The following is a 20,211-nucleotide window of genomic DNA, read 5'->3' on the forward strand; positions in this document are numbered from 1 at the left end:
CCAGCGTCGATCAGGGCCGCTCGCGCTTGGCCTGGCGCCAGCGCGCTTCCATCGCGTCGAGTCGCGCTGGATCACCCAGCGGCGGCAGCGTCGCCTCGTCGGCCATCACGTAGGCATAACGGCGCGCAAACTTGGCATTGGCAGCCGCCAACGCATCGGCCGGGTCCAGGCCCAAGTGCCGCGCGATGTTGACGACCATGAACAGCAAGTCGCCAAGTTCATCGAGCTGGCGATCGGCGGTTTGTGCAACCGCCTCCTTCAACTCGGCGATCTCCTCGTCGAGCTTGGGCCACAAATCGGCCAGCGCGGTCCAATCGAAGCCTTGAAGCGCCGCATCGCGCTGCAGACGCTCGGCTTGACGCAGGACGTCGGTGTTCATGCCCCCGCCTCGTCGCGGCCGTTGAACTTGCAGCACAAGTCCCACAGCATGCCGGCGGTTGCTCCCCAAATCCGATACTGCTGCCACTGCAGTTCGTAGAACGGCAGCTTGACCGCGCCGCGCAGCAGTTGCTTCTGCTCGTAGGCGTCGGGATCGAGCACGCGCGACAGCGGCACCTCGAACGCGGCGGCCACCTCCGCCGCATCGATCCGCAGCGGCGGCAGCTCGCGGATGATGCCGACCACCGGCGTCACGCGGTAACGCGACAGCGTCGGGTAATCGTCCAGATAGCCGATCACCTCGACCGCGCGGCGCGGCAAGCCAATTTCTTCGTCGGCCTCGCGCAGCGCGGTATCGACCGCATCGGCATCGCCGTCATCGCAGCGACCACCGGGGAAGCTGATCTGCCCCTTGTGGCTGCGCAGCTGTTCGGAGCGCTGCGTCAGCACCAGCGTCGCGCCGTCGGGACGATCGACGATCGGCACCAGCACCGCAGCGCGGCGCAGCGTGGTCAGGAATTCGCTCTCGATCAGCTTGTCGATATTCAGCGGCAGTTCCATGCGGCTCATCGGCCGCGGCTCGGCGTCGCTGGTATCGGCCAGCGCATCGCGCAAGCGACGCTCCCAGCCCGAACGGCCGTCGATGCGGCGATCACTGTCTTTCATCGCGGTGGATGCCTTAACGTGCTGCGATGGAACTCGATGACGACCGATCGCCCGCAGCGTGGCTGACGCTGCGTGAACTGGACCAGGCCGAGTGCTGCGCCAAAGGCAGCGCGTTCCGCGCGTTCAAGCGGATCGAAACGCAATGGACTCAAGGACGCGACTACCAGGTGCTGCATCACGACGACGATCGCGCGGCGATCGCCCGCTGGCGTGAGGCGGGACGCATCTATGCGTCGACCGTCAATTTGCTGCTGCTGTCGCCGCCATTGGCCCGAGCCGTACGCGATCAGATGCGGCGCATGACGACCGACCCGGCCGAATAGCCAGCGCCAAAGCCGCACAGCACGCCGTAGTCGCCGGGTAGCAAGTCCTGCTGGTACTTGTGGAACGCGATCACCGACCCAGCCGAGCTGGTATTGGCGTACTCGTTCAAGATCACCGGAGCCTCACTGGGCTCGGCGTCGCGGCCGAGCAGCTTGCGGACGATGTATTCGTTCATCGACAGATTGGCTTGATGCAGCCAGAAGCGCCGGATCTGCGTTGGCGCCAGCTGAAGGTCGGCCAAGTGACCTGCGATCAGCTCCGACACCATCGGCACGACTTCCTTGAACACCTTGCGGCCTTCCTGTCGGAACAACATATCGTTCCACGGCCGCGGCGGCACTTCGGCCGGGTTCAGGAAGCCGGCGTTGTTGCGGATGTTGCTCGAAAATTGCGTCTGCAGACGCGTGCCGAGCACTTCGAAGTTGCGCTCGCCGCGAGCGGTCTGCGTTGGCTCGACGACGATCGCGGTGGCGGCGTCGCCAAAGATGAAATGGCAGTCGCGGTTGCGGAAGTTCAGATGGCCCGAACAGATTTCAGGGCTGATCACCAGCGCGCGCGTCGCGCTGCCGTTGCGCAGCGCATCGACGGCGGACTGCACACCGAACGCGGCCGACGCGCAGGCGACGTTGATGTCGAATGCAAAGCCGCCCGCACCGAGCAGGCCCTGGATCTCGACGGCGATCGACGGATACGCGCGCTGCATGTTCGAACAAGCGACCAGCAGGCAGTCGATCTCATGCCCTTCGCGACGCGCCGCAGCCAAGGCCTGGCGCGCGGCGGCGACGCCCATCTCGGCCATCAGCGACGGCTCTTCGTCGGTACGGGTGCGGATCTGCGGACGCATGCGCTGCGTATCGAGCACGCCCTGCTTGTCGACGACGTAGCGCGCCTGGATGCCCGAGGCCTTGACGATGAACTCGCTGCTCGACGGGGCCAGTGCGGCCACGCTGCCGTCGGCGATCTGCGCGGCATTGGCCGCATTGAACTCGGCGACGTAGGCGTTGTACGAGGCGACCAGTTCGTCGTTGGAAATCGACTGCGTCGGGGTGAAAAGGCCGGTACCGCTGATGCTGACCGACGTCGGGGCTGAGTTCATCGCAGATCTGTCCAGAAAGTTGTTGGCAGTGTAGCGGGCCGAGGCTTCACACCGTGGCGTAAGCGCTGGAGCGCCAGCCGGCACGGCTCATCGCCTCTTCCAGCACCTGACGCGGTTCGCGCTGGTCGCGGATCGACAGATGCGAGCCTTGATACCACGTCACCGGCACGTCCCAATGCTGCGACAGCAGCACCGGGTTGCGCGGCGCCACGATGCGGTCACCGATCGCGGCGACGATATGGCGGTGCTTGGCTTCCACTTTGCACGGCAGCCGCAACGGCGACACCACCCGCAGGATGTCGTAGTAGCGCTGCTGGTCCAGGCCACGCCAGCTCAGGTAGCGCTGGTGCATCGCCGGGACGAAGCGCCACAAGCCGCCGGCCAGATCGACAATGGGGATGCCGGCGACGACGAAGTCCAGGCCTTCGGCATACGTCGACAGCAAGCTGGCGTTATAGCCGCCCAGGCTGATGCCGTAGACACCAATCGCGGGCCGCTCTTCGAGCGTGCGCAGCCAGTGCAGCCAGCGGCGCAGATCCCACAGCGCCTGCGACTCGGCGTACAGCAGGTCGAGCAGATCACCGTCGAGGAAATGGTCGCCCGTGCGAAGGCCGATCTTGCGCGAGCCGTGCAGCGGCAGCGTCGGCATCAGCACGTTCAGACCCAAGTGGTGATGCAGGTAGCCCGGCGAGAACAGGCCGAAGTCGGTCCAGGGCTCGCCCATCCGGTAACCGTGGATGCACATCAGCCAGGGACGCGGCGCACCGGGGTGGCGCAGCATGTTGGCACTGCAACGGTTGTTGTTTTCGTAGCCCATCCAAGTCTGGGCGCCGGGCAACTCGGGCGGCAACGTAAAGCCGCTATCGAACGTGACCCGTTCGTAGTCAACGCCAAAGCGTCGCTGACGGACCACCTGCACGCGCTCTGGCGGCGGCGGGTCTTTATGGAAGCTTTGCGGGTCCTGCTGCCAGCCGTTGGAATCGAGCAAGGCTTCGAGCTTGACCGCGTCGTCGCACATGCGCTGCGCCAACTCGCCGCTGGGAACACTGGCCGAGATCAGGAAGTAGCCCAGCACCGCCTCGTCCAACGCCGCCTTGGCGTCCATCCGCACGTCCAGATGGAGGTCGGCGGCGCCTTCATACACCGGTTCGTTGCGCAGCCCTGCCCGACCGGCCACCAGGAACGACCCGGCAAAGAGCAGTGCGGCAACCAAGGCGGCGCCGAATCCATCGGCCAGGATCAAGGGCACGCTAAGCACCAAGCCGATCACCGAAGCCAAGCTCATGTAGGCCGTTGACCGCGGATCGCCTGGCATCAGCAATAGCGCGACAGCCGAGCCGAGGACCAGCGTGCCCGGCACGCCTGCCAGCAACCACCACAGAAATCCCTGGTGCGAGGCCAGCGCATACAGTCCCGCCAGAAGCGGAATCGCCGCCAGCCATTCCCATTGTCGGGGTGTCGCAATCTGCATCGACATGAAGCCTCCGCGCGCAGCGGCCGGTTATTGAAAGGGGGAGAAGCGAATCAGGTCATCAGCTGGATCAGCACCAGCGCGGCCGGCATCAAGCTCAGCACCGCGGCACCCTGCAGCCACCAACGGCTCGGCCGACGGTGGATCATCCGCAGCAGCGCCAACAGAAACAGCGTGCCGACGACGGCAAAGATCAGCGTGCTGGCAACCAGCGTCGGCAACTGTTTGGGCAGCGACGGACTCATGTCGAGCACGAACGTGTACAGCACGCAGACCACGGCCTGAACCAGCGCCATCGTCAGGCTTAGTGCGGCAATCGCACCGTCGGCAATCAACAGCAGGCTTCTCATCGTGTCTTGGGGCTCTTGCGCTTGGCCGCGCTTGCGGCCGGCTTCTGGTGTTGACGACCGAAGCCGCCGATCAGCTTCAAGGCGGGCAGCAGCTCGGAGGCTACTTTGGGCTGTACCGCGGCGGCCTTGAACAGCAGCTTGGTAAAACCGCGCAGGATCCGGTCGCGTGATTCGAATACGGTGCCGACCAGCGGGATCGAACGATCATTCATCACGGTGACACGGTCGCCTGGCTCATCGCCAAAGCGGAAGGCCACCGTCAACTTCACGTCCAGCGGAGGAGCCGGCGGACGCGCCGTGCGCTGAGTGCGTTTGGTTATCATGTGGCGCGTTCACCCCTGGCCCTTTCGATCAAGCGCATGACTCCCAAACTGCTGGTGTGCTTTGCCCATGGCAAGGAGAGCGGACCCTGGGGAACCAAGATCACCTACCTGGCCGAGGTGGCGCGTCAGCGCGGCTTCGACGTGATGAGTCCCGATTATAGTCACACGATGGACCCACGGCAGCGCTTGGCCGATCTGCTGGCGCTGGCCCCGCAGGCCGACACGCTGGTGCTGGCCGGCTCGAGCATGGGGGGCTACGTGTCGGCGCAGGCCTGTGCCGCGCTGCGTCCGGCCGCGCTGTTTCTGATGGCGCCGGCGCTCTACTTCCCCGGCTTCGACGAAGAACCGCAACAGGTGCCTGCGCTGTGCGAGGTCGTGCACGGCTGGGACGACGACATCGTGCCAGTCGAGCGCGCACTGCGCTTCGCCGAACGCCACCGTGCGGCATTACACTTGCTCGCCTCGGATCACTCGCTCAACGACCGCTTGCCGGAACTGGGCCAGGTATTCGGCACCCTGCTCGATCGCGCCATGAAGGCCACCACGCCATGAACGACACCGTCCGCGATCGCTGGGAATCGGTCTACCGCAAGGCCGAATACAAGCTGATGCTCGACGACACCACGCTGACGCTGCGTATCGGCCAGTACGACGCCGATGCCGAACAGCTGATCCAGCGGGCCACCGGACTCAAGCGCGAGTGGTACATCATCACCCCGTGTAATCCGCGCAGTGAACAGGCCCGCTCGGAACTGAATCTGTACTACTTCAACGAGCTTCGCTACGAAGTCGAGTCGCGCAGCGGCATCTGGTTCCAGGCGCTGAACTGCGACCCGTCGGGCGAATGGCCCGACGAACCTGGCTTCATGTTGGTTGATGCCGACCGCGTCTGGGTCATGGACATGGGCGAGCGTTTTTATCAAAACGCACTGGTCACCGCGCGCGTCGGCGAGGCGCCGCGACTGCTGTGGCTCAACGGCTGACCGGCGTCACCGTCACCTTGTAGGCCTCAACAAAGGCCGGCGGCATGCGCTTGGGGCGGCCAGTATCCATGTCGACACAAACCCATTGGGTGCGCCCGCGCAACACGGTGCGCCGATCCTGCTCGCGGATCACTTGATAGGCGCGCCACATCGTCACGCGCGCATCGGTTTCGGCAATCCAGGTGGCCAGATGCAGCACGTCGTGCTCGAAGGTCGCCGCCAGATAATCCAGCTCGTGACGGCGCGCAACACAGCCGGCGCCGAGGCGACGGTAGTCGTCGATGCCCAGACCCAAGCTCTGCGAATGGCCCCAAGCCACCTGCTCGAGCCATGACAGATAGACGACGTTGTTGGTGTGCTGGAAGAAGTCCAGATGCTCGGGCCCGACGACGACGCGCTGCGTGAACGGCGCATCAACATCCCAGGGCAGTGCAAGGACCGGATCGGACGGCGTGGCGGAGGGCATGTCGGTCATTCAGCGATTGTTGCATCGCCGCCCGTCATTGTCCCGAGGCGGCAAGGTTTCTGCGTTACAAAGCAGCGGCGCCGGGCGACAATATCGCCTTCAGGCGTTATCACACAGGACGAAGGCAGATGATCAAGCGGGTCGTGTTCAACCAGAAGGGCGGCGTCGGCAAAACCACGATCGTTTGCAACCTGGCGGCCATCGCCGCGTCGCGCGGCTTGCGCACGCTGGTGATCGACCTCGACACGCAAGGCAACTCGACGCAGTACCTGCTGGGCAATGGCGCGACCAAGCCTGACCGCACGGTCGCCGACTTCTTCGAAGCGACACTGTCGTTTTCACTACAGGCGCCGCCGTTCGTCAGCTATGCGACCAACTCGCCGTTCGACAACCTCGATGTCGTCGCAGCCGATCCGCGGCTCGAAGAGTTGACCGTCAAGCTCGAAGCCAAGCAGAAGATCTACAAGTTCCGCGACGCGCTGAAGAAGCTCAAGGGCTACGACGCGATCTTTATCGACACCCCGCCGGCGCTGAACTTCTACGCCCGCTCGGCGCTGATTGCTGCCGATCGCGTGCTGATCCCGTTCGACTGCGACGAGTTTTCGCGTCAGGCGCTTTATACGCTGATGGACAACATCGACGAACTACGCGCGGATCACAACGAGGACCTGAGCGTCGAAGGCATCGTCGTCAACCAGTTCCAGCCGCGCTCGCGGATGCCGGCACGCGTCGTCGAAGAACTGAAGGCCGAGGGCCGGCCGTTGCTCGACCAGACGCTGTCGAGTTCGGTCCGCGTCAAGGAAAGCCACGAGCAGCACAAGCCGATGATCTACCTCGACGCCTCGCACCGCGTCACCAAGGAATACATCGCGCTGTTCGACGCGATCAGCGCCAGCTGATTCCACTAGCAGCGCCAGCGGGCTCGGCGGGATCAGCCCCAGAGCCGGTTGATGACCGGCTGAACCCGATCCGGGTCTCCGCTACAACGCCATTCGATGGACGGGCTGCCCTCGCCGGCCGCGACCAGCAAACCTTCGCGCTCCAGCAGTCGCCGGGTCTGCCGCGCAACGGCGGTCCCCGTATCGAGCAAACGGACCTCGGGGCCTGCGATATCGGCGATGGCAGCGCGTAGAAACGGGTAATGCGTGCAGCCGAGCACCAGCACGTCGGCGCCTTCATCGAGCAGGGGCTGCACATAGCCGCGCAAACGTTGCCGTAGCGCGGCGCTATCGAGATCACCGCGCTCGACATGCTCGACCAAGCCCGGACAGGGCTGGGTGATGATGCGAACGTCGCGCGCGTGCTGGGCCAGCAGATGGTGAAACTTGTTGCCGCCCAGCGCAGCGCCGGTCGCCAGTACACCGACGACGCCGGTGCGGGTCGCAGCGACCGCTGGCTTGACCGCCGGCTCCATGCCGACGAAGGGCAGCGGATAAGTCGCGCGCAACGACTCGACGGCTGCGATCGTCGCAGTGTTGCAGGCGACGACGATCAGCTTGGCGCCAGCCGCCATCAACTCCTCGGTAATCGCCGCGCTGCGCGCCTGGATCTCGGCCTGCGACTTGCCGCCATAGGGGCAGTAGCCGCTATCGGCGTAGTAGATCAGTGACTCGTCGGGCAACAGCGCGCGAATCTCGCGCAACACCGACAAGCCACCAACGCCGGAGTCGAACACGCCAATCGGGCGCTGCGTGTTCATGCCGCTTGGCCCGATGCGCGCCGGCTCAGCGCGGCGCGCGGCTGCTCAGCGTCGGCTCGCAGAAGCACATCGAGTACATGGAGCGGCGGTCGGTCAGCAGCGCCAGCGCGCGGTTGGCGTCGCCTTGCTGCAGCCACTGCCGCAACGGCGATTGGACGCTCGATGGCAGCCAAGCCAACGAAATCTGCGCCGAACCGAAGAAACGGCTCAGCATCGACAGCGGCCCGGAAGGCGCCTGCTCAAACGGCTCCAAACTCCACTCGCCATCGATCAGTCCGGCACGCTGGGCCGCGTCGGCTGCGGCGGCATCGAGCCCGCCGAACTCGTCGACCAGGCCGAGATTCTTCGCGTCGAGCCCGCTCCAGACGCGGCCGCGCGCCATCTCGTCGACCTTGGCAACGTCAAGCTTGCGGCCGGCGGCGACGCCTTCGATGAAGCGGCGGTAACCGTGGTCGATCTGCGACTGAATGATCGCCTTGACCTCGTCGGACAGCGCGCGATCCAGCCGGAATGCGCCCGCGAGCGGCGTCGTGCCGACACCATCGGTGTGGATGCCCAGCTTTTCGAGCGGCTTTTCCAGCGTCGGGATCAACCCGAAGATGCCGATCGAACCGGTGATCGTCGATTCGTGAGCGTAGATGCGATCGGCATCCATGCTGACCCAGTAGCCGCCACTGGCGGCCACCGACGACATCGACACAACGACCGGCTTGCCGTCGGCGCGTAACTGTTGCACGCCGCGGCGGATCTGCTCCGACGCCCAGACACTGCCGCCCGGAGAATCGACTCGCAGCACGACGGCCGCGACCTCATCGTCACGGCGTGCCTCGTCGAGCAGATCGGAGATGGTGTCGCCCCCCGCCTGTCCGGGTTCGCCGATGCCGTCGACGATCTCGCCCTGCACGGCGATCATCGCCACTTGGCTCTTGTCGCCGTGGGCGTCGCCACTGCGCTTCTCATGCTCGATGGCACCGAGATAGTCGTGGAAGTGAATCTGGCGGAAGCTGCCGTGCTCGTCGTCTTCACCGACTTTCTCGGCAACCCGCTTGCGGAACTCGGCGATCGTTTCGAGGCGATTGACCAAACCGGCATCCAGCGCCAGCTTCGCGGTATCGCCTTGATGCACCTTGAGTTGCTCGGTGAAGCTGGCGACGTAGCGGTTGGAGAACCCTGCTTCGAGCTTGCGGTGGGCGCTGATCGTCTGATCGTAGTGCGTCCACAGGTCGCCGAGCCATTCGCGGTTGGCGGCCTTGGCGTCTTCGGACATGTCATTGCGCAAGAACGGCTCGACGGCCGACTTGTACTCGCCGACGCGGAACACGTTGATCTCGATTCCGAGCTTGTCCAGGCCGTCCTTGAAGTAGTTCTGATAGACGCCGAGGCCTTCGAGCAGGATGCTGCCCATCGGGTCCATCGACACATCATCGGCCTGTGACGCGACGAAGTAGCTGATCTGGTCGAACGACGGCCCGTACGCGTAAATCGGCTTATTCGCCGCGCGGAACTTGCGCATCGCATCGCCCAACTCTTCGAGCTGCGGCATGCTGGCCGCACTGAGGTTGTCCAGCTTGAGCACGGCCACCGAGATCCGCGCGTCGGTTGCCGCCGCCTCCAGTGCCTGCGTCAGGTCGCGCAAGCGCGTCTGCGACGGCGGCTCGCCCGAGAACTGCTCGATCAAGCGCTGGCTGGGATCACTGTCGAGCTGGTCGACCAGCGCGCCACTGGGCCACAGCACCAGCGCGACATTGGATTCGACATGCTGGGCCGGGCCACCGGTGAACGCGGAGTACAGCGAAAACAGCAGCAGGAAAAAGCCGATGATGATGACGCCGCGATACAGGTTGACGATCAGCGACCACACGCCGCCGAAAAAGCGTCGAATCAGAGATTTCTTCTGCGAAGGATGGTCGCTCATGCGTCCTGTGTCGTTCGAATGCAAAGGGATGCCGCAGCAGGTTGGACCGAGTATGGCACGCGGGATTCAGCCACCGCCGTCAGCGTGACGGCAGGTACGGCACCGGGTTGACCGGTTTACCGCGCTCGCGGATTTCAAAATGCAGCAAGGGCTTGTTTTCGGGACCATTGCCCATCTCGGCGATCTGCTGGCCGGCGCTGACGGCGTCGCCTTCCTTGACCAGACGTCGCTGGTTGTAGCCGTAGGCCGATAGGCGCAGGTCGTCGTGTTTGATGATCACCAGCTCGCCATAGCCCTTCAGCGCACTGCCGCTGTAGACCACTTTGCCGCTGTTGGCGGCCGCCACCGGCTGGCCCAGCGTCCCGGTGAAGTCGAGCCCGCGCGATCCGGCATCCATGTTGAACCCGCGAACGACAGTGCCGTTGACCGGCCAGCGCCAGCCCGGCTGCCCGCCGCCGCCGGCCGGCGTATCGATGACCGGCGTCGACGCCGCTGAAACGGCAGGAGCCACCGGCGACACAGACGGCGGCGGAAGCGGCATCGGCGCACCCGCCACCACCGGCATCGGCTGGGTCGACAGCGCGGTCGGCTTGTCGGTGTCATTCAGATCGACGCCCTGCGAGGCGATCTGCCCTTGTCGCGGCGTCAGCGGCGACGTGGCGCTGAGCCGCAGCACCTGGCCCGGATAGATTCGGTAATCCGGGCCGATGTTGTTCCAGCGCGCCAGATCGCGGTAATCGAGCTGGCGACGGAAGGCGATTGAATACAGCGTGTCGCCCTTGCGGACCATGTGGTCGTTGGGTCCGTAGGGACGCGTCGGGATCTCGACTTCGCGCGCCGGCGCCGGCGCGGGTGGCTCGACGTTTTGCACGGAGACCTCTGGCGTACCGCGGCCCGGCTCCCAAGTCACCAGGCTGGAACAAGCCCCGAGACACAGCAGCCCGGACAGCGACAAACCGCGTAAGCACGTCCTGATCATTGCGAAGCACCCTGCACCGGCGTCTTGCGCCGTTTGAACATGAACCAGACGACGAACAGCAGCAGCGCCGCAACCGCCAGCAGCGTTGCTTCATGGGTGTAGGCCGCGACCACCGCAACCACCGGCTCGCCGAAGTAGTAGCCCAGCGCCACCAGCACCGCGCACCACAGACCCGCACCCAGCGTGGTCAGCACCGCAAACGCGAGCCAGCCCATGCCGAAAACGCCGGCCGGCAGCGATATCAGGTGTCGCACAACCGGAATCAATCGGCCCACGAAGGTGGCCAACAGCGCATTGCGCAGGAACAGCGCCTCGGCGTCGTGGTAGCGCGCTTGATCGATCAGCAGGTAGCGGCCGAAGCGCAACAAGAACGCGCGCCCGACGTAACGGCCCAGCAGGTAGTTCGCGCTGGCGCCGATCAGCGAACCGCCGGCGCCGGCCAGCGTTGCCAGCAGCGGGTCGAGCTGACCGCGCGCCGCCAGATAGCCGGCAGGAATCATTACCAGCTCCGACGGCACCGGAAACAGGCTCGACTCCAGCGCCATCAGCAGCACGATTTCGGCATAGCCCAGCTGGCTGACGAGCTGTTGCAGCCATAAACCGAACGCCGCTGTCATGCACGTCCCGCCAGCAGCGGCACGAAGGTCACCGATGCCAGTACGCGCTCGCGCAGGCCGCTGGCCGTGCGCTCAATCAGCCGCAGCTCTTGCGCGCCGCTGGGACCGACCGGAATCACCAACCGCCCGCCGAGCGCCAGCTGATCCGCCAAGCCCGGCGGCGTGACCGTTGCCGCTGCGGTGACGACGATCGCGTCATAGGGCGCGTGCGGCGGCCAGCCTTGCATGCCGTCGGCGTAGCCGAAGTGCACGTTGCGATAACCGAGCCGCTGCAGACGCAGCCGCGCAGACTCGGTCAACGGCCGCAGCCGCTCGACCGTGAACACCGTTTCCGCGTGCTCGGCCAGCACGGCGGTCTGATAGCCACTGCCGGTGCCCACTTCAAGCACGCGCGTCAGACGGGCGGCGCCCGCCAGGGCCGCCTGGGTCATCAACGCCACGATGTAGGGCTGCGAAATCGTCTGCGCATGGCCGATCGGCAGCGAGCGGTTCCGGTAGGCCTCCGACGACAGGGCTTCTTCGACAAACTCATGCCGCGCGATACGGCCGATCGTCGCCAGCACCCGCTCGTCGACGATCCCCAGCGAGCGCAGCTCATCGACCATCCGGTGGCGCACCGCCGACGAGGTCAGGCCCAGCCCTCGCGAATGATGGTGCCGCATGCCGGTCACAGTTCAGCGACCCAGCCGCGCAAGGTCTCGATCGCGCTATGCCGCGTCAGGTCGACCAGCAGCGGCGTAATCGAGACGCGGTTGTGGGCGATCGCATGAAAGTCAGTGCCCGGGCCCGCATCGGCACCGGCGCCAGCGGCGTTGATCCAGTACAGCGGACGACCGCGCGGGTCCTTCATCTGCGCGACCGCTTCCGCTGGGTGCCGCTGCCCCAACCGGGTCACCTCATAGCCCGTCAGCGCCTCGAACGGCACGTCCGGCACGTTGACGTTCAGGATCGTGTCCTTCGGCAGCGGGTTGGCGCGCAGCCGCTCGACCAGCGCCAGCGCAACGCGGGCGGCGGTCGGGTAATGCTGCGGCGAGCCGGCCGTCATCGAGATCGCAATCGCCGGGTAACCGAGCCAGCGGCCTTCCATCGCCGCGGCAACGGTGCCCGAGTACAGCGTGTCGTCGCCGAGGTTGTCGCCGGCATTAATGCCCGACACGACCATCTCGGGCAATTCATCGAGCAGGCCGTTGAGCGCCAAGTGCACGCAATCGGCCGGCGTGCCGTCGACGCACAACACCCCGTCGGCATGCCGCTGCACGCGCAGAGGGTTCGATATCGTCAGCGAGTTGCTGGCACCGCTACGGTTGCGATCCGGGGCCACGACGGTGACCGCGTGGTGGGCGCCGATCACGTCGCGCAGGCACAGCAAGCCTGGCGCCGTGCAGCCGTCGTCGTTCGAAAGGAGAATCCGCATGGGCCTCGAAAGAGGTCGAAAGAGCCGCTAGTGTACCCGTGCAACCGATGCCGCCGCTGACTTAAAACGCAGCCCCACGACACGACTTGAACCCGATGAGCCGACCGACTGACGAAGGCGACGACCGCCTGTCCTTCCGCGCCGCGATGGCCGGCATTCGCCTGCAGCCGCCGCCGCAGCATGTGCCCCTGCACCGCAGCCTGCCGTCGACGCAACCGGTGCAACGGCAACTCGACGATCTGGCCGTGCTCGCCGAAATGCTCGACGGCCCCGACCCGGAAACTTTCGAAAGCGGCGACACGCTGACCTATCGCGGCCCTGGCATTCAGGACACGGTCTGGAAGCGGCTGCGGCGCGGCGGCTACGTACAGCAGGCGGTGCTCGACCTGCATGGGCTCAATCGGGACGGCGCCAAGCGCGCCATCGTCGAATTCCTGGCGACCTGCGCCGCACGCGACCATCGCTGCGTGCGGATCATCCACGGCAAGGGCAATGGATCACCGAACTCGGGACCGGTATTGAAGCGGCTGCTCGACGGCTGGCTGCGCAAGCGCCGCGACGTGCTCGCCTTCGCCAGCGCCCGCCCCGAGGACGGCGGCACCGGCGCGGTCTACGTGCTGTTGCGGCGGTTGTAGCGCCGGACAGCCCCAGGGCCGCGCTAGGCGGCGATTGCCGGACCGGTGTCGCCGGCGGCCGATGCCGGCCGCAATTCCAGCGTGATCTGGCGGAAGACCTGCTCGAAGCGTTCGCGCCCGGCGATACTGGCGAATTGCAGCGCGCCCTGCATCGCAGCGGCCATTTCCATCGCCTTGTCATGGGCATCGCCAGAAAACACCACCGACCGGTCGCCAAGCCCGTCGTGCAGCGTGCGGACCATCCACTCATAGACGTCGCGCATCATCATCTGCGCCTCGCGCTGCATGCGGTCGGGAATCGCGTCGAATTCGGCGCCGAAGATGCCGACCGGACAAATCTGCAAGCGACCATCGAGGTGATCGACGTAGGTCTGGAAGTAGGCCACCAACCGGTCGAATGCCGACGCGCATTGAGCGGCTTCGTCAGTCCACGCCAGAAACCTCAGACGATAGCGGCGCACCAGCGCCACGCCGAGGTCTTCCTTGGTCGGGAAGTGGTAATGAATCGCCGCGTTGCGGATGCCGAGGCGCACCGCGATGTGCTGGTAACTGAAGCCGTTGAACCCCCGCCGCAGCAACAACTCCTCGGCTGCTACCAGGATCTCCTCGCGCGTATCGCGGCCGCCCCGGATGGGACGTCGCCGGCCAGACTTAAGGAGAGGGTTGGGCATCCTTATATTATAGTCAGTACAACCGGTGCCCTGAAGTTACGTCCGTCGGAAATCTCGCGGATTCAAGCTGATGGCGCGGGGTCTGCGCGCAGCAGCAACACCACGGCGTGAGCCGCGACGCCTTCCTTGCGTCCCAGATGGCCCATGCCTTCGTTGGTCTTGGCCTTCAGGTTGACGCACGACACGTCGACGCTCAGCAGGTCAGCCAAGCGTTCGACGATGGCCGGTGCGTGCGGCGCCATCTTGGGCACCTGGGCAATCAGCGTCAGATCGGCATTGCCGACCGCGTAGCCGGCCAAGTGCACCCGGCGCATCACCTCGCGCAGAAACACGCTGGAATCCTGGCCTTGATGACGCGCGTCGGTATCCGGGAACAGCCGCCCGATGTCACCACCGCCGATCGCGCCGAGCAGCGCATCGCACAGCGCATGAATCAGCGCATCGCCGTCCGAATGTGCTACCAGCCGCCATGGGCAATCGATCCAGACCCCGCCCAGGCGCATGCCCTGCCCGGCTTCGAGTCGATGCGAATCGAAGCCGTGGCCGACCCGAAACGGCAGGCCGCTCACAGCGATCCCGCCTGCTGCTGCAACCAGAAGTCGGCCAGAGCCAGGTCTTCGGCATAGGTGACTTTGAGGTTGCTCTCACGCCCGCGCACCAGGCGTGGGTGATAGCCGGCAAATTCCATCGCACTGGCCTCGTCGGTGATATCAATGCCGCGAGCGCTGGCATCGCGCAGCGCCGCGATCAATAGGTCGAGACGGAACAGCTGTGGCGTCTGCGCGCGCCAATAGAGACTGCGATCGACGGTCGCCTCGACGCGCACCCCCTGCTTCGCCCGCTTGAGCGTATCGATGACCGGAACGGCCAGAAGTCCACCGTGTTCGTCGCCGGCTTCGTCACGCAAGCGTTCCAAGTCAGCCCAGTTCAGGCAGGGCCGAGCCGCATCGTGGACCAGCACGTTCACGTCGGCGAAGCCTTGGGCGGCCGCTGCCACCACGTCGAGCCCTGCCCGCACCGACTCGGCGCGTGCGGCGCCGCCTTGAGTGAGGATCAGCTTGGGATGCCGAGCAATCGGCAACCGAGCAAACTCGGTATCCGATCGAGCCAAAACCAGCACGATTCCGTCGATCCAGCCGCAATCGAGAAACGGCGCCAAGCTCCACTCGATCAGCGTGCGACCGCGCAGCGGCAGGTACTGCTTGGGCCGCGACATACCCATCCGCGAGCCGCCACCGGCAGCCGGAACAACGGCCCAGTAACGAGGCGTTGAGGCAGCTTTGCTGCTGCGCCCGGAAGACGTCATGCGCGGTGTTGAATCAAGCAGGTCAGCCTGGGCGATGTAACCGGGCTTGGTTTATTCGACGACCAGATAAAAGGTTTCTTCGGGCTTGATCATGCCCAGCGTGATCCGGGCCCGTGATTCGATCGCCGCCTTGCCGGAGTTCAAGTCCTGAACCTCGGCATCGAGCGCTGCGTTGCGCACGCGCAGGATGTCGAGCTCCGCCGAGGCGTCAGCGATCTGCATGCGCAGCCGCTGGCTCTGCGCAATACCCCCGTCGGCCAGGAACAGCCGCCAACCCAAGCCGGCCAGTAGCGCGGCAAAGAAAACCGTGGCAAGGCGGACGGGGGACATGCGTGGATGCTAGCCGATCTTGACCGGAAACGCGGCAGCACCGGGATAACGGGCGCGGCTGCCCAGCTCGCGCTCGATGCGCAGCAGCTGGTTGTACTTGGCCATGCGATCCGAGCGGCACAGTGAGCCGGTCTTGATCTGCGTCGCAACCGTGCCGACGGCGATGTCGGCGATCGTCGCGTCTTCGGTTTCACCGGAGCGATGCGACACCACGGCCGAGTAACCCGCGTCGGTCGCCATGCGGATCGCCGCCAGCGTTTCGCTGAGCGTGCCGATCTGGTTGGGCTTGATCAGGATCGAGTTGGCGATGCCCTGGCTGATGCCGCGCGACAGGATGCTGGTATTGGTCACGAACAGATCGTCGCCGACCAGCTGCACGCGCTTGCCAAGCTTCTGCGTCAGCAGCGCCCAACCTTCCCAGTCGTTTTCCGCGCAGCCGTCTTCGATCGAAATGATCGGATAGCGATTGACCAAGTCGGCCAGATAGTCGGTGAACTGCGCCGAGGTCAGCTTCTTGTGCTCGCCTTCGAGGTCGTACAAGCCATCCTTGTAGAACTCGCTGGACGCCACGTCCAAGCCCAGGAATACGTCCTTGCCGCACTGATAGCCGGCCTTGTCGATCGCCTCGACGAGGCACTTGAGCGCCGCTTCGGTCGACGGCAGGTTCGGCGCGAAGCCACCTTCGTCGCCAACGGCCGTGTTGTGGCCGCCTTCCTTCAGCACCTTCTTCAGCGTGTGAAAGATTTCAGCGCCGCAGCGCAACGCTTCGGAGAAGCTGGCAGCGCCGACCGGCAGGATCATGAATTCCTGAATGTCGATGTTGTTGTCGGCGTGCGCACCGCCGTTGATGACGTTCATCATCGGCACCGGCAGCGTGTCGGCCTGCAGGCCGCCCAAATGACGGAACAGCGACACGCCGTTCTCCGCCGCCGCCGCATGCGCCGTGGCCAGCGACACCGCGAGGATCGCATTGGCGCCGAGGCGTTCCTTGTTGGCGCTGCCGTCGGTGTCGATCAGCGTCTGATCGACCAGTGCCTGATCCTGAGCGTCAAGCCCGGCGACAGCGCGCGCCAACAGCGTGTTGGCGTTGTTCACGGCGTTCAGAACGCCCTTGCCCATGTAGCGCTTCTTGTCGCCGTCGCGCAGTTCCACCGCTTCGCGGCTGCCGGTCGATGCACCCGACGGCGAAGCCGCCCGGCCGACCGCGCCGGACTCCAGCACCACCTCGGCCTCCACGGTCGGATTGCCACGGGAATCGATGATTTCGATAGCGGAGACTTGCGTGATTTTCGACATGCGTCCTGAACTTGTAAGACTTGGGGGCCAAGCCCCGGATTGTAGGGGACAAACGGGCCTGCGGACAAAAAGCGTCCGACGCAAACGGTTGCGGCAGGCTTTGGCGCTTTTGGAGGGGGCCGATAGGGGATTTCTACCCTTTCGACCGCACCACCGAAAAACTGATACTCGATTCGCCTCCTCTCCCACCGGCCTTCCCAGCCCATGTCCTCATTGTCATCGTGGCGCACTGCACGCCGTCATCGTCTGCTACTTGCCGCCGGCCTGGCGGTATCGGCGGTCCCGAGCGCCGCCGATGCGGTACCGGCGCGTCCAGCGGCAACGGCTGCCGAAGCGCTGCAGATGCTGTCGCTGAACACGGCTGGCCAGCTGACCCGCAACCAGCGACTCAACGATTCCTACGCGACCGTGCAGAGCGCCGCGCCCGGCCGAGTGCTGATGGCCGATGGAGCCGCCAGCACGCCGTTGCAGCGCGCGCAAAACTTTCTGTCGATCTACGGTGCAGTGCTCGGCGTCCAGGACCCGATTGCCGAACTGCGCCAGAAACGCTTGACCCGCGACGCGGCCGGCGCGAGCCATGTCCACCTCGACCAGTATTACCGTGGCTTGCCGGTGTACGGCGCCCGAGTGGTCGTGCACATGAACGACCAGGGCATCACCGGTACCAATGGGGTCTTCCTCAAGGATCTGGCGCTGTCGACCACGCCGCAGATGAGCGTCGCGTCGTTGCGCGACCGCGCACTCGCCGCTGCCCGCAAGCTGCATCCCGACGCCGACTTGGCCGTGGAATCGTCACGACTGATGATTTACCGCAGCGGCTTGCTGAAGGGCGTCGAGGGCAAAGACTTCCTGGCCTACGAGGTGATCGTGCGCGGCGCAGCCGGCGCCGCCGTGCGCGAGCGGGTGATCTTGAACGCGAACACCGGCGCCGTGCTGAACCGGATCAATGAAATCCACGCGGTCCTGAACCGCGCGATCTACACCCCGACGATGGACGTGCCGCCGCTGCTCACCGAAGGCAGCCTGCTGGCACCGGCCGACCCCGAGTTTCAAGGCGACACCAAAGGGAATCCGGCATCGCGCCGCGGCCTCGACCTGCCGACCAACAATCTGTACATCTTCGCTGGCGGCACCTACAACCTTTACAAGAATCTGTTCGGTCGCGAAGGCTATGACGACGGCGCCATCGAGGCGGCCAACCAGATCCAGCGCAGCGTGTATCTGGTCAATCAGAACTGCCCGAACGCGTACTGGGACGGCACCTCGACCAACTACTGCCCCGGCTTCGACGCGGACGATGTCGTCAGCCACGAGTGGAGCCACGCATACACCGAGTTCACGCACGGCTTGGTCTACCAGTACCAGTCAGGTGCATTGAACGAGAGCTACTCGGACATCTTCGGCGAGATGTATGACCTCGTGAACGGGCTTGAAGGCCCGCTGGGCGTCACATTGACCGAGGGCACCACCTACAACAATCGCGGCAGCCGCTGGGTCGTCGGCGAAGACCTAAGCGAAGTGGCCGCTGCGATTCTGCTGCGCGACATGTGGGACCCGGACACGTTCCCGACCCCATCACCGGGCAGCGTCATTACGTCGGAAAACTACTACTGCGACACCGGCGACAACGGCGGCGTGCACACCAACTCGGGCGTGTCGAACCACGCGTTCGCGATGCTGGTCGACGGCAAGGAGTTCAACGGCCGCACGATTCCTGCGATCGGCCTGATCAAGGCCGCGCACATCTACTTCCGCGCCGAGACGGTGTATCAGACGCCGACGACCAACTATCCGCAGCACGCCGATGCGATCGAACAGTCGTGCAGCGACTTGATCGGCATGCCACTGAACGACGTGTTCGGCAAGGTATCCGACCAAGTCATCACCGCGCAGGATTGCGCGGCCGTCCGTGAAGCAACGCTGGCGGTCGAGTTCCGTAACACCGAGACGACCACCGTCGCACAGAAGTGCGGTTACGTTCCCGTGCTGCAGCCCGAAGCGTCCACGCCTGCCCTTTGCCCGACCGGCAAGTTCCCGACGGCAACGTTCAGCGAGAACTGGGAGTCGGGCGCGATTCCGTCGGGCTGGACCACGGCGCATCTGACCACCGGTGATACGACGCCGGCCGTCTACGACTGGCAGATCAGCAGTGCGCTGCCAGCGCCGCATTCCGGCAAGGCAGCGTTCGCGATCGATGAAACCGGCGGAACCTGCGCCGCCGGCGGCGATATCTCGGGCTCGTTCTGGCTCGACTCGCCTGAACTCGATGTGCCCGACGATGCCAGCTACCTGAGCTTCACCCACTTCATGCAGGCCGAGGCCGGCTATGACGGCGGCAACCTGAAGTACAGCGTCAACGGCAGCGAGTTCGCCATCGTTCCGCAGGACGCATTCACCTATAACGCCCACAGCAGCACCTTCACCGACGCGCCGCTGATACCGGGCATCCCGGACCCCGTCGGCCTGGGAGGTAACAACACCAGCCCGTTGGCGGGCCAGGCTGCGTGGTCGGGCGCCGATCAGGGCGAGGCCACCGGCAGTTGGGGAACCACGATCGTCGACATTGCCAAGCTTGGCGCTGCCAAGGACGCGAAGATCAAGTTCCGCTGGGAGTTCGGCAACGATGGCTGCGGTGGCAACGTGGGTTGGTTTGTCGACGACCTCAGCCTGGGCTTCTGCTCGCTGACGGCGCCCGTCAACACGGCGCCGATCGCCAGCCTGGTGGCCAGCATCGTCAGCGGCACGGCGCCGCTGACGGTGAACTTCACGATGTCCGGCACCGATGCCGATGCCGGCGACCGCGCCGCCGGTTATCGCCTCGACTTCGGCGATGCCACGCCGTCGGCGACCGGCGACTTCGCCAGCGGCGCTAGCAGTGCCGCCGTCACCCACACCTACACGACGGCCGGCACGTTCGCGGCCAAGCTGACGGTGATCGACAGCAAGGGCCAGGTCAGCGCGATCAACGCACGAACGATCACCGTATCCAGTAGCAGCGGCGGTGGTGGTTCCAGTGGCGGCGGCTCCGGTGGCGGAACCGGCGGCGGCAGCACGGGTGGCGAAGTTCCCGTCACGCAGAACAGCGGCGGCGGTGCGCTTGGCGCCACGCTGCTGCTGCCGCTGCTCGCCGGATTCGGACTGCGCCGGCGCCGGCGCGCCTAGCCGCAAGCGGTGGTCCGTAGGTCACGGCGGCGGCCCGAAACGCCTGCCGTGACATTCGACCACCGGCGCGGGCCCGATCAGGCGTGTCGCCAATCGGTTCCGCGACGCGGGCAAAAAAATGCCCTCGCCG

At 65.4% G+C, this 20,211-nt stretch carries 24 protein-coding genes; 6 read left to right on the top strand and 18 right to left on the bottom strand.

All coding sequences use genetic code 11. The features are described 5' to 3' along the window. Nucleotides 1-10: 10 nt before the first annotated feature. Entirely contained in the window at nt 11-379 is a 369-nt protein-coding gene (locus BUB09_RS11745; protein ID WP_072897915.1) for a MazG nucleotide pyrophosphohydrolase domain-containing protein, read from the bottom strand. Continuing rightward, nucleotides 376-1,044 (bottom strand): CoA pyrophosphatase, encoded by a 669-nt coding sequence (locus BUB09_RS11750; protein WP_139250263.1) that lies wholly within the window; start codon nt 1,042-1,044, stop codon nt 376-378. The genes BUB09_RS11745 and BUB09_RS11750 overlap by 4 nt, the downstream gene beginning before the upstream one ends. A gap of 26 nt (nt 1,045-1,070) precedes the next feature. Here BUB09_RS11750 and BUB09_RS11755 point away from each other — a divergent pair, with 26 nt between their 5' ends. Then, nucleotides 1,071-1,367 carry a hypothetical protein gene (locus BUB09_RS11755; protein ID WP_072897917.1) on the top strand — a complete coding sequence of 99 codons (297 nt, stop codon included), beginning with the start codon at nt 1,071-1,073 and terminating at the stop codon, nt 1,365-1,367. On the opposite strand, the gene BUB09_RS11760 is transcribed toward BUB09_RS11755, so the two are convergent. The 4 genes from BUB09_RS11760 to BUB09_RS11775 are packed head-to-tail and all read right to left on the bottom strand — an operon-like array spanning nt 1,331 to nt 4,608. Then, complete coding sequence (locus BUB09_RS11760) at nt 1,331-2,464, bottom strand: beta-ketoacyl-ACP synthase III (RefSeq protein WP_072897919.1); 1,134 nt, start codon at nt 2,462-2,464, stop codon at nt 1,331-1,333. The genes BUB09_RS11755 and BUB09_RS11760 overlap by 37 nt on opposite strands. Before the next feature lie 46 nt (nt 2,465-2,510). Beyond that, nucleotides 2,511-3,941, bottom strand: coding sequence for an alpha/beta hydrolase family protein (locus tag BUB09_RS11765; RefSeq protein WP_072897921.1), 1,431 nt, complete (start codon nt 3,939-3,941; stop codon nt 2,511-2,513). Between the two features lie 47 nt (nt 3,942-3,988). Beyond that, entirely contained in the window at nt 3,989-4,285 is a 297-nt protein-coding gene (locus BUB09_RS11770; RefSeq protein ID WP_072897922.1) for a hypothetical protein, read from the bottom strand. Further along, nucleotides 4,282-4,608, bottom strand: a complete 327-nt coding sequence (locus BUB09_RS11775; RefSeq protein WP_072897923.1) for a hypothetical protein — start codon at nt 4,606-4,608, stop codon at nt 4,282-4,284. The genes BUB09_RS11770 and BUB09_RS11775 overlap by 4 nt, the downstream gene beginning before the upstream one ends. A 36-nt stretch (nt 4,609-4,644) precedes the next feature. On the opposite strand from BUB09_RS11775, the gene BUB09_RS11780 reads away from it, so the two are divergent. Together BUB09_RS11780 and BUB09_RS11785 are read left to right on the top strand one after the other, a co-directional pair. Then, the gene (locus BUB09_RS11780) at nt 4,645-5,160 is read left to right on the top strand and encodes an alpha/beta fold hydrolase (RefSeq protein WP_072897924.1); all 516 of its coding nucleotides are present in this window, start codon (nt 4,645-4,647) and stop codon (nt 5,158-5,160) included. After that, nucleotides 5,157-5,591 (top strand): DUF3293 domain-containing protein, encoded by a 435-nt coding sequence (locus BUB09_RS11785; protein ID WP_072897925.1) that lies wholly within the window; start codon nt 5,157-5,159, stop codon nt 5,589-5,591. Before BUB09_RS11780 ends, BUB09_RS11785 begins: the two co-directional genes overlap by 4 nt. On the opposite strand, the gene BUB09_RS11790 is transcribed toward BUB09_RS11785, so the two are convergent. Then, on the bottom strand, nt 5,581-6,066 hold the full coding sequence (locus BUB09_RS11790; protein ID WP_245793265.1) for an acyl-CoA thioesterase: 486 nt from the start codon (nt 6,064-6,066) through the stop codon (nt 5,581-5,583). The genes BUB09_RS11785 and BUB09_RS11790 overlap by 11 nt on opposite strands. Nucleotides 6,067-6,188: 122 nt before the next feature. On the opposite strand from BUB09_RS11790, the gene BUB09_RS11795 reads away from it, so the two are divergent. Next, nucleotides 6,189-6,956: a ParA family protein gene (locus BUB09_RS11795; RefSeq protein WP_072898035.1), complete on the top strand. Its 768-nt coding sequence runs from the start codon at nt 6,189-6,191 to the stop codon at nt 6,954-6,956. Nucleotides 6,957-6,988: 32 nt separating this feature from the next. On the opposite strand, the gene murI is transcribed toward BUB09_RS11795, so the two are convergent. From murI to surE, 6 genes are all read right to left on the bottom strand, one after another. Continuing rightward, nucleotides 6,989-7,756 (bottom strand): glutamate racemase, encoded by a 768-nt coding sequence (murI, locus tag BUB09_RS11800; RefSeq protein ID WP_072897926.1) that lies wholly within the window; start codon nt 7,754-7,756, stop codon nt 6,989-6,991. 25 nt (nt 7,757-7,781) lie between these two features. Beyond that, the gene (gene sppA / locus BUB09_RS11805) at nt 7,782-9,671 is read right to left on the bottom strand and encodes a signal peptide peptidase SppA (RefSeq protein ID WP_072897927.1); all 1,890 of its coding nucleotides are present in this window, start codon (nt 9,669-9,671) and stop codon (nt 7,782-7,784) included. Nucleotides 9,672-9,750: 79 nt separating this feature from the next. Beyond that, nucleotides 9,751-10,542 carry a peptidoglycan DD-metalloendopeptidase family protein gene (locus BUB09_RS11810; RefSeq protein WP_175550186.1) on the bottom strand — a complete coding sequence of 264 codons (792 nt, stop codon included), beginning with the start codon at nt 10,540-10,542 and terminating at the stop codon, nt 9,751-9,753. A 104-nt stretch (nt 10,543-10,646) separates the two neighbouring features. After that, nucleotides 10,647-11,267, bottom strand: coding sequence for a DedA family protein (locus BUB09_RS11815; RefSeq protein WP_072897929.1), 621 nt, complete (start codon nt 11,265-11,267; stop codon nt 10,647-10,649). After that, complete coding sequence (locus BUB09_RS11820) at nt 11,264-11,929, bottom strand: protein-L-isoaspartate(D-aspartate) O-methyltransferase (protein WP_072898036.1); 666 nt, start codon at nt 11,927-11,929, stop codon at nt 11,264-11,266. The genes BUB09_RS11815 and BUB09_RS11820 overlap by 4 nt, the downstream gene beginning before the upstream one ends. 5 nt (nt 11,930-11,934) lie before the next feature. Further along, nucleotides 11,935-12,681, bottom strand: coding sequence for a 5'/3'-nucleotidase SurE (gene surE, locus BUB09_RS11825; RefSeq protein WP_072897930.1), 747 nt, complete (start codon nt 12,679-12,681; stop codon nt 11,935-11,937). Between the two features lie 95 nt (nt 12,682-12,776). Between surE and BUB09_RS11830 the strand changes: the two genes are divergently transcribed. Beyond that, nucleotides 12,777-13,316 (top strand): Smr/MutS family protein, encoded by a 540-nt coding sequence (locus tag BUB09_RS11830; protein WP_072897931.1) that lies wholly within the window; start codon nt 12,777-12,779, stop codon nt 13,314-13,316. Between the two features lie 23 nt (nt 13,317-13,339). Here the strand turns inward: BUB09_RS11830 and BUB09_RS11835 are convergent, their stop codons facing one another. From BUB09_RS11835 to eno, 5 genes are all read right to left on the bottom strand, one after another. Further along, nucleotides 13,340-13,987: a TetR/AcrR family transcriptional regulator gene (locus BUB09_RS11835; RefSeq protein WP_072897932.1), complete on the bottom strand. Its 648-nt coding sequence runs from the start codon at nt 13,985-13,987 to the stop codon at nt 13,340-13,342. A gap of 62 nt (nt 13,988-14,049) precedes the next feature. Next, on the bottom strand, nt 14,050-14,547 hold the full coding sequence (gene ispF / locus BUB09_RS11840; RefSeq protein ID WP_139250273.1) for a 2-C-methyl-D-erythritol 2,4-cyclodiphosphate synthase: 498 nt from the start codon (nt 14,545-14,547) through the stop codon (nt 14,050-14,052). Nucleotides 14,548-14,552: 5 nt separating this feature from the next. Beyond that, nucleotides 14,553-15,293 (bottom strand): 2-C-methyl-D-erythritol 4-phosphate cytidylyltransferase, encoded by a 741-nt coding sequence (gene ispD / locus BUB09_RS11845; RefSeq protein ID WP_072897934.1) that lies wholly within the window; start codon nt 15,291-15,293, stop codon nt 14,553-14,555. Nucleotides 15,294-15,344: 51 nt separating this feature from the next. After that, complete coding sequence (locus BUB09_RS11850; RefSeq protein ID WP_072897935.1) at nt 15,345-15,623, bottom strand: septum formation initiator family protein; 279 nt, start codon at nt 15,621-15,623, stop codon at nt 15,345-15,347. A gap of 9 nt (nt 15,624-15,632) precedes the next feature. Next, nucleotides 15,633-16,919 carry a phosphopyruvate hydratase gene (gene eno, locus BUB09_RS11855; protein WP_072897936.1) on the bottom strand — a complete coding sequence of 429 codons (1,287 nt, stop codon included), beginning with the start codon at nt 16,917-16,919 and terminating at the stop codon, nt 15,633-15,635. A gap of 204 nt (nt 16,920-17,123) precedes the next feature. On the opposite strand from eno, the gene BUB09_RS11860 reads away from it, so the two are divergent. After that, nucleotides 17,124-20,081 (top strand): M4 family metallopeptidase, encoded by a 2,958-nt coding sequence (locus tag BUB09_RS11860; protein ID WP_072897937.1) that lies wholly within the window; start codon nt 17,124-17,126, stop codon nt 20,079-20,081. The last annotated feature ends 130 nt before the right edge of the window (nt 20,082-20,211 follow it).

This window comes from Hydrocarboniphaga daqingensis (assembly GCF_900129825.1).
Lineage (GTDB): Bacteria > Pseudomonadota > Gammaproteobacteria > Nevskiales > Nevskiaceae > Hydrocarboniphaga > Hydrocarboniphaga daqingensis.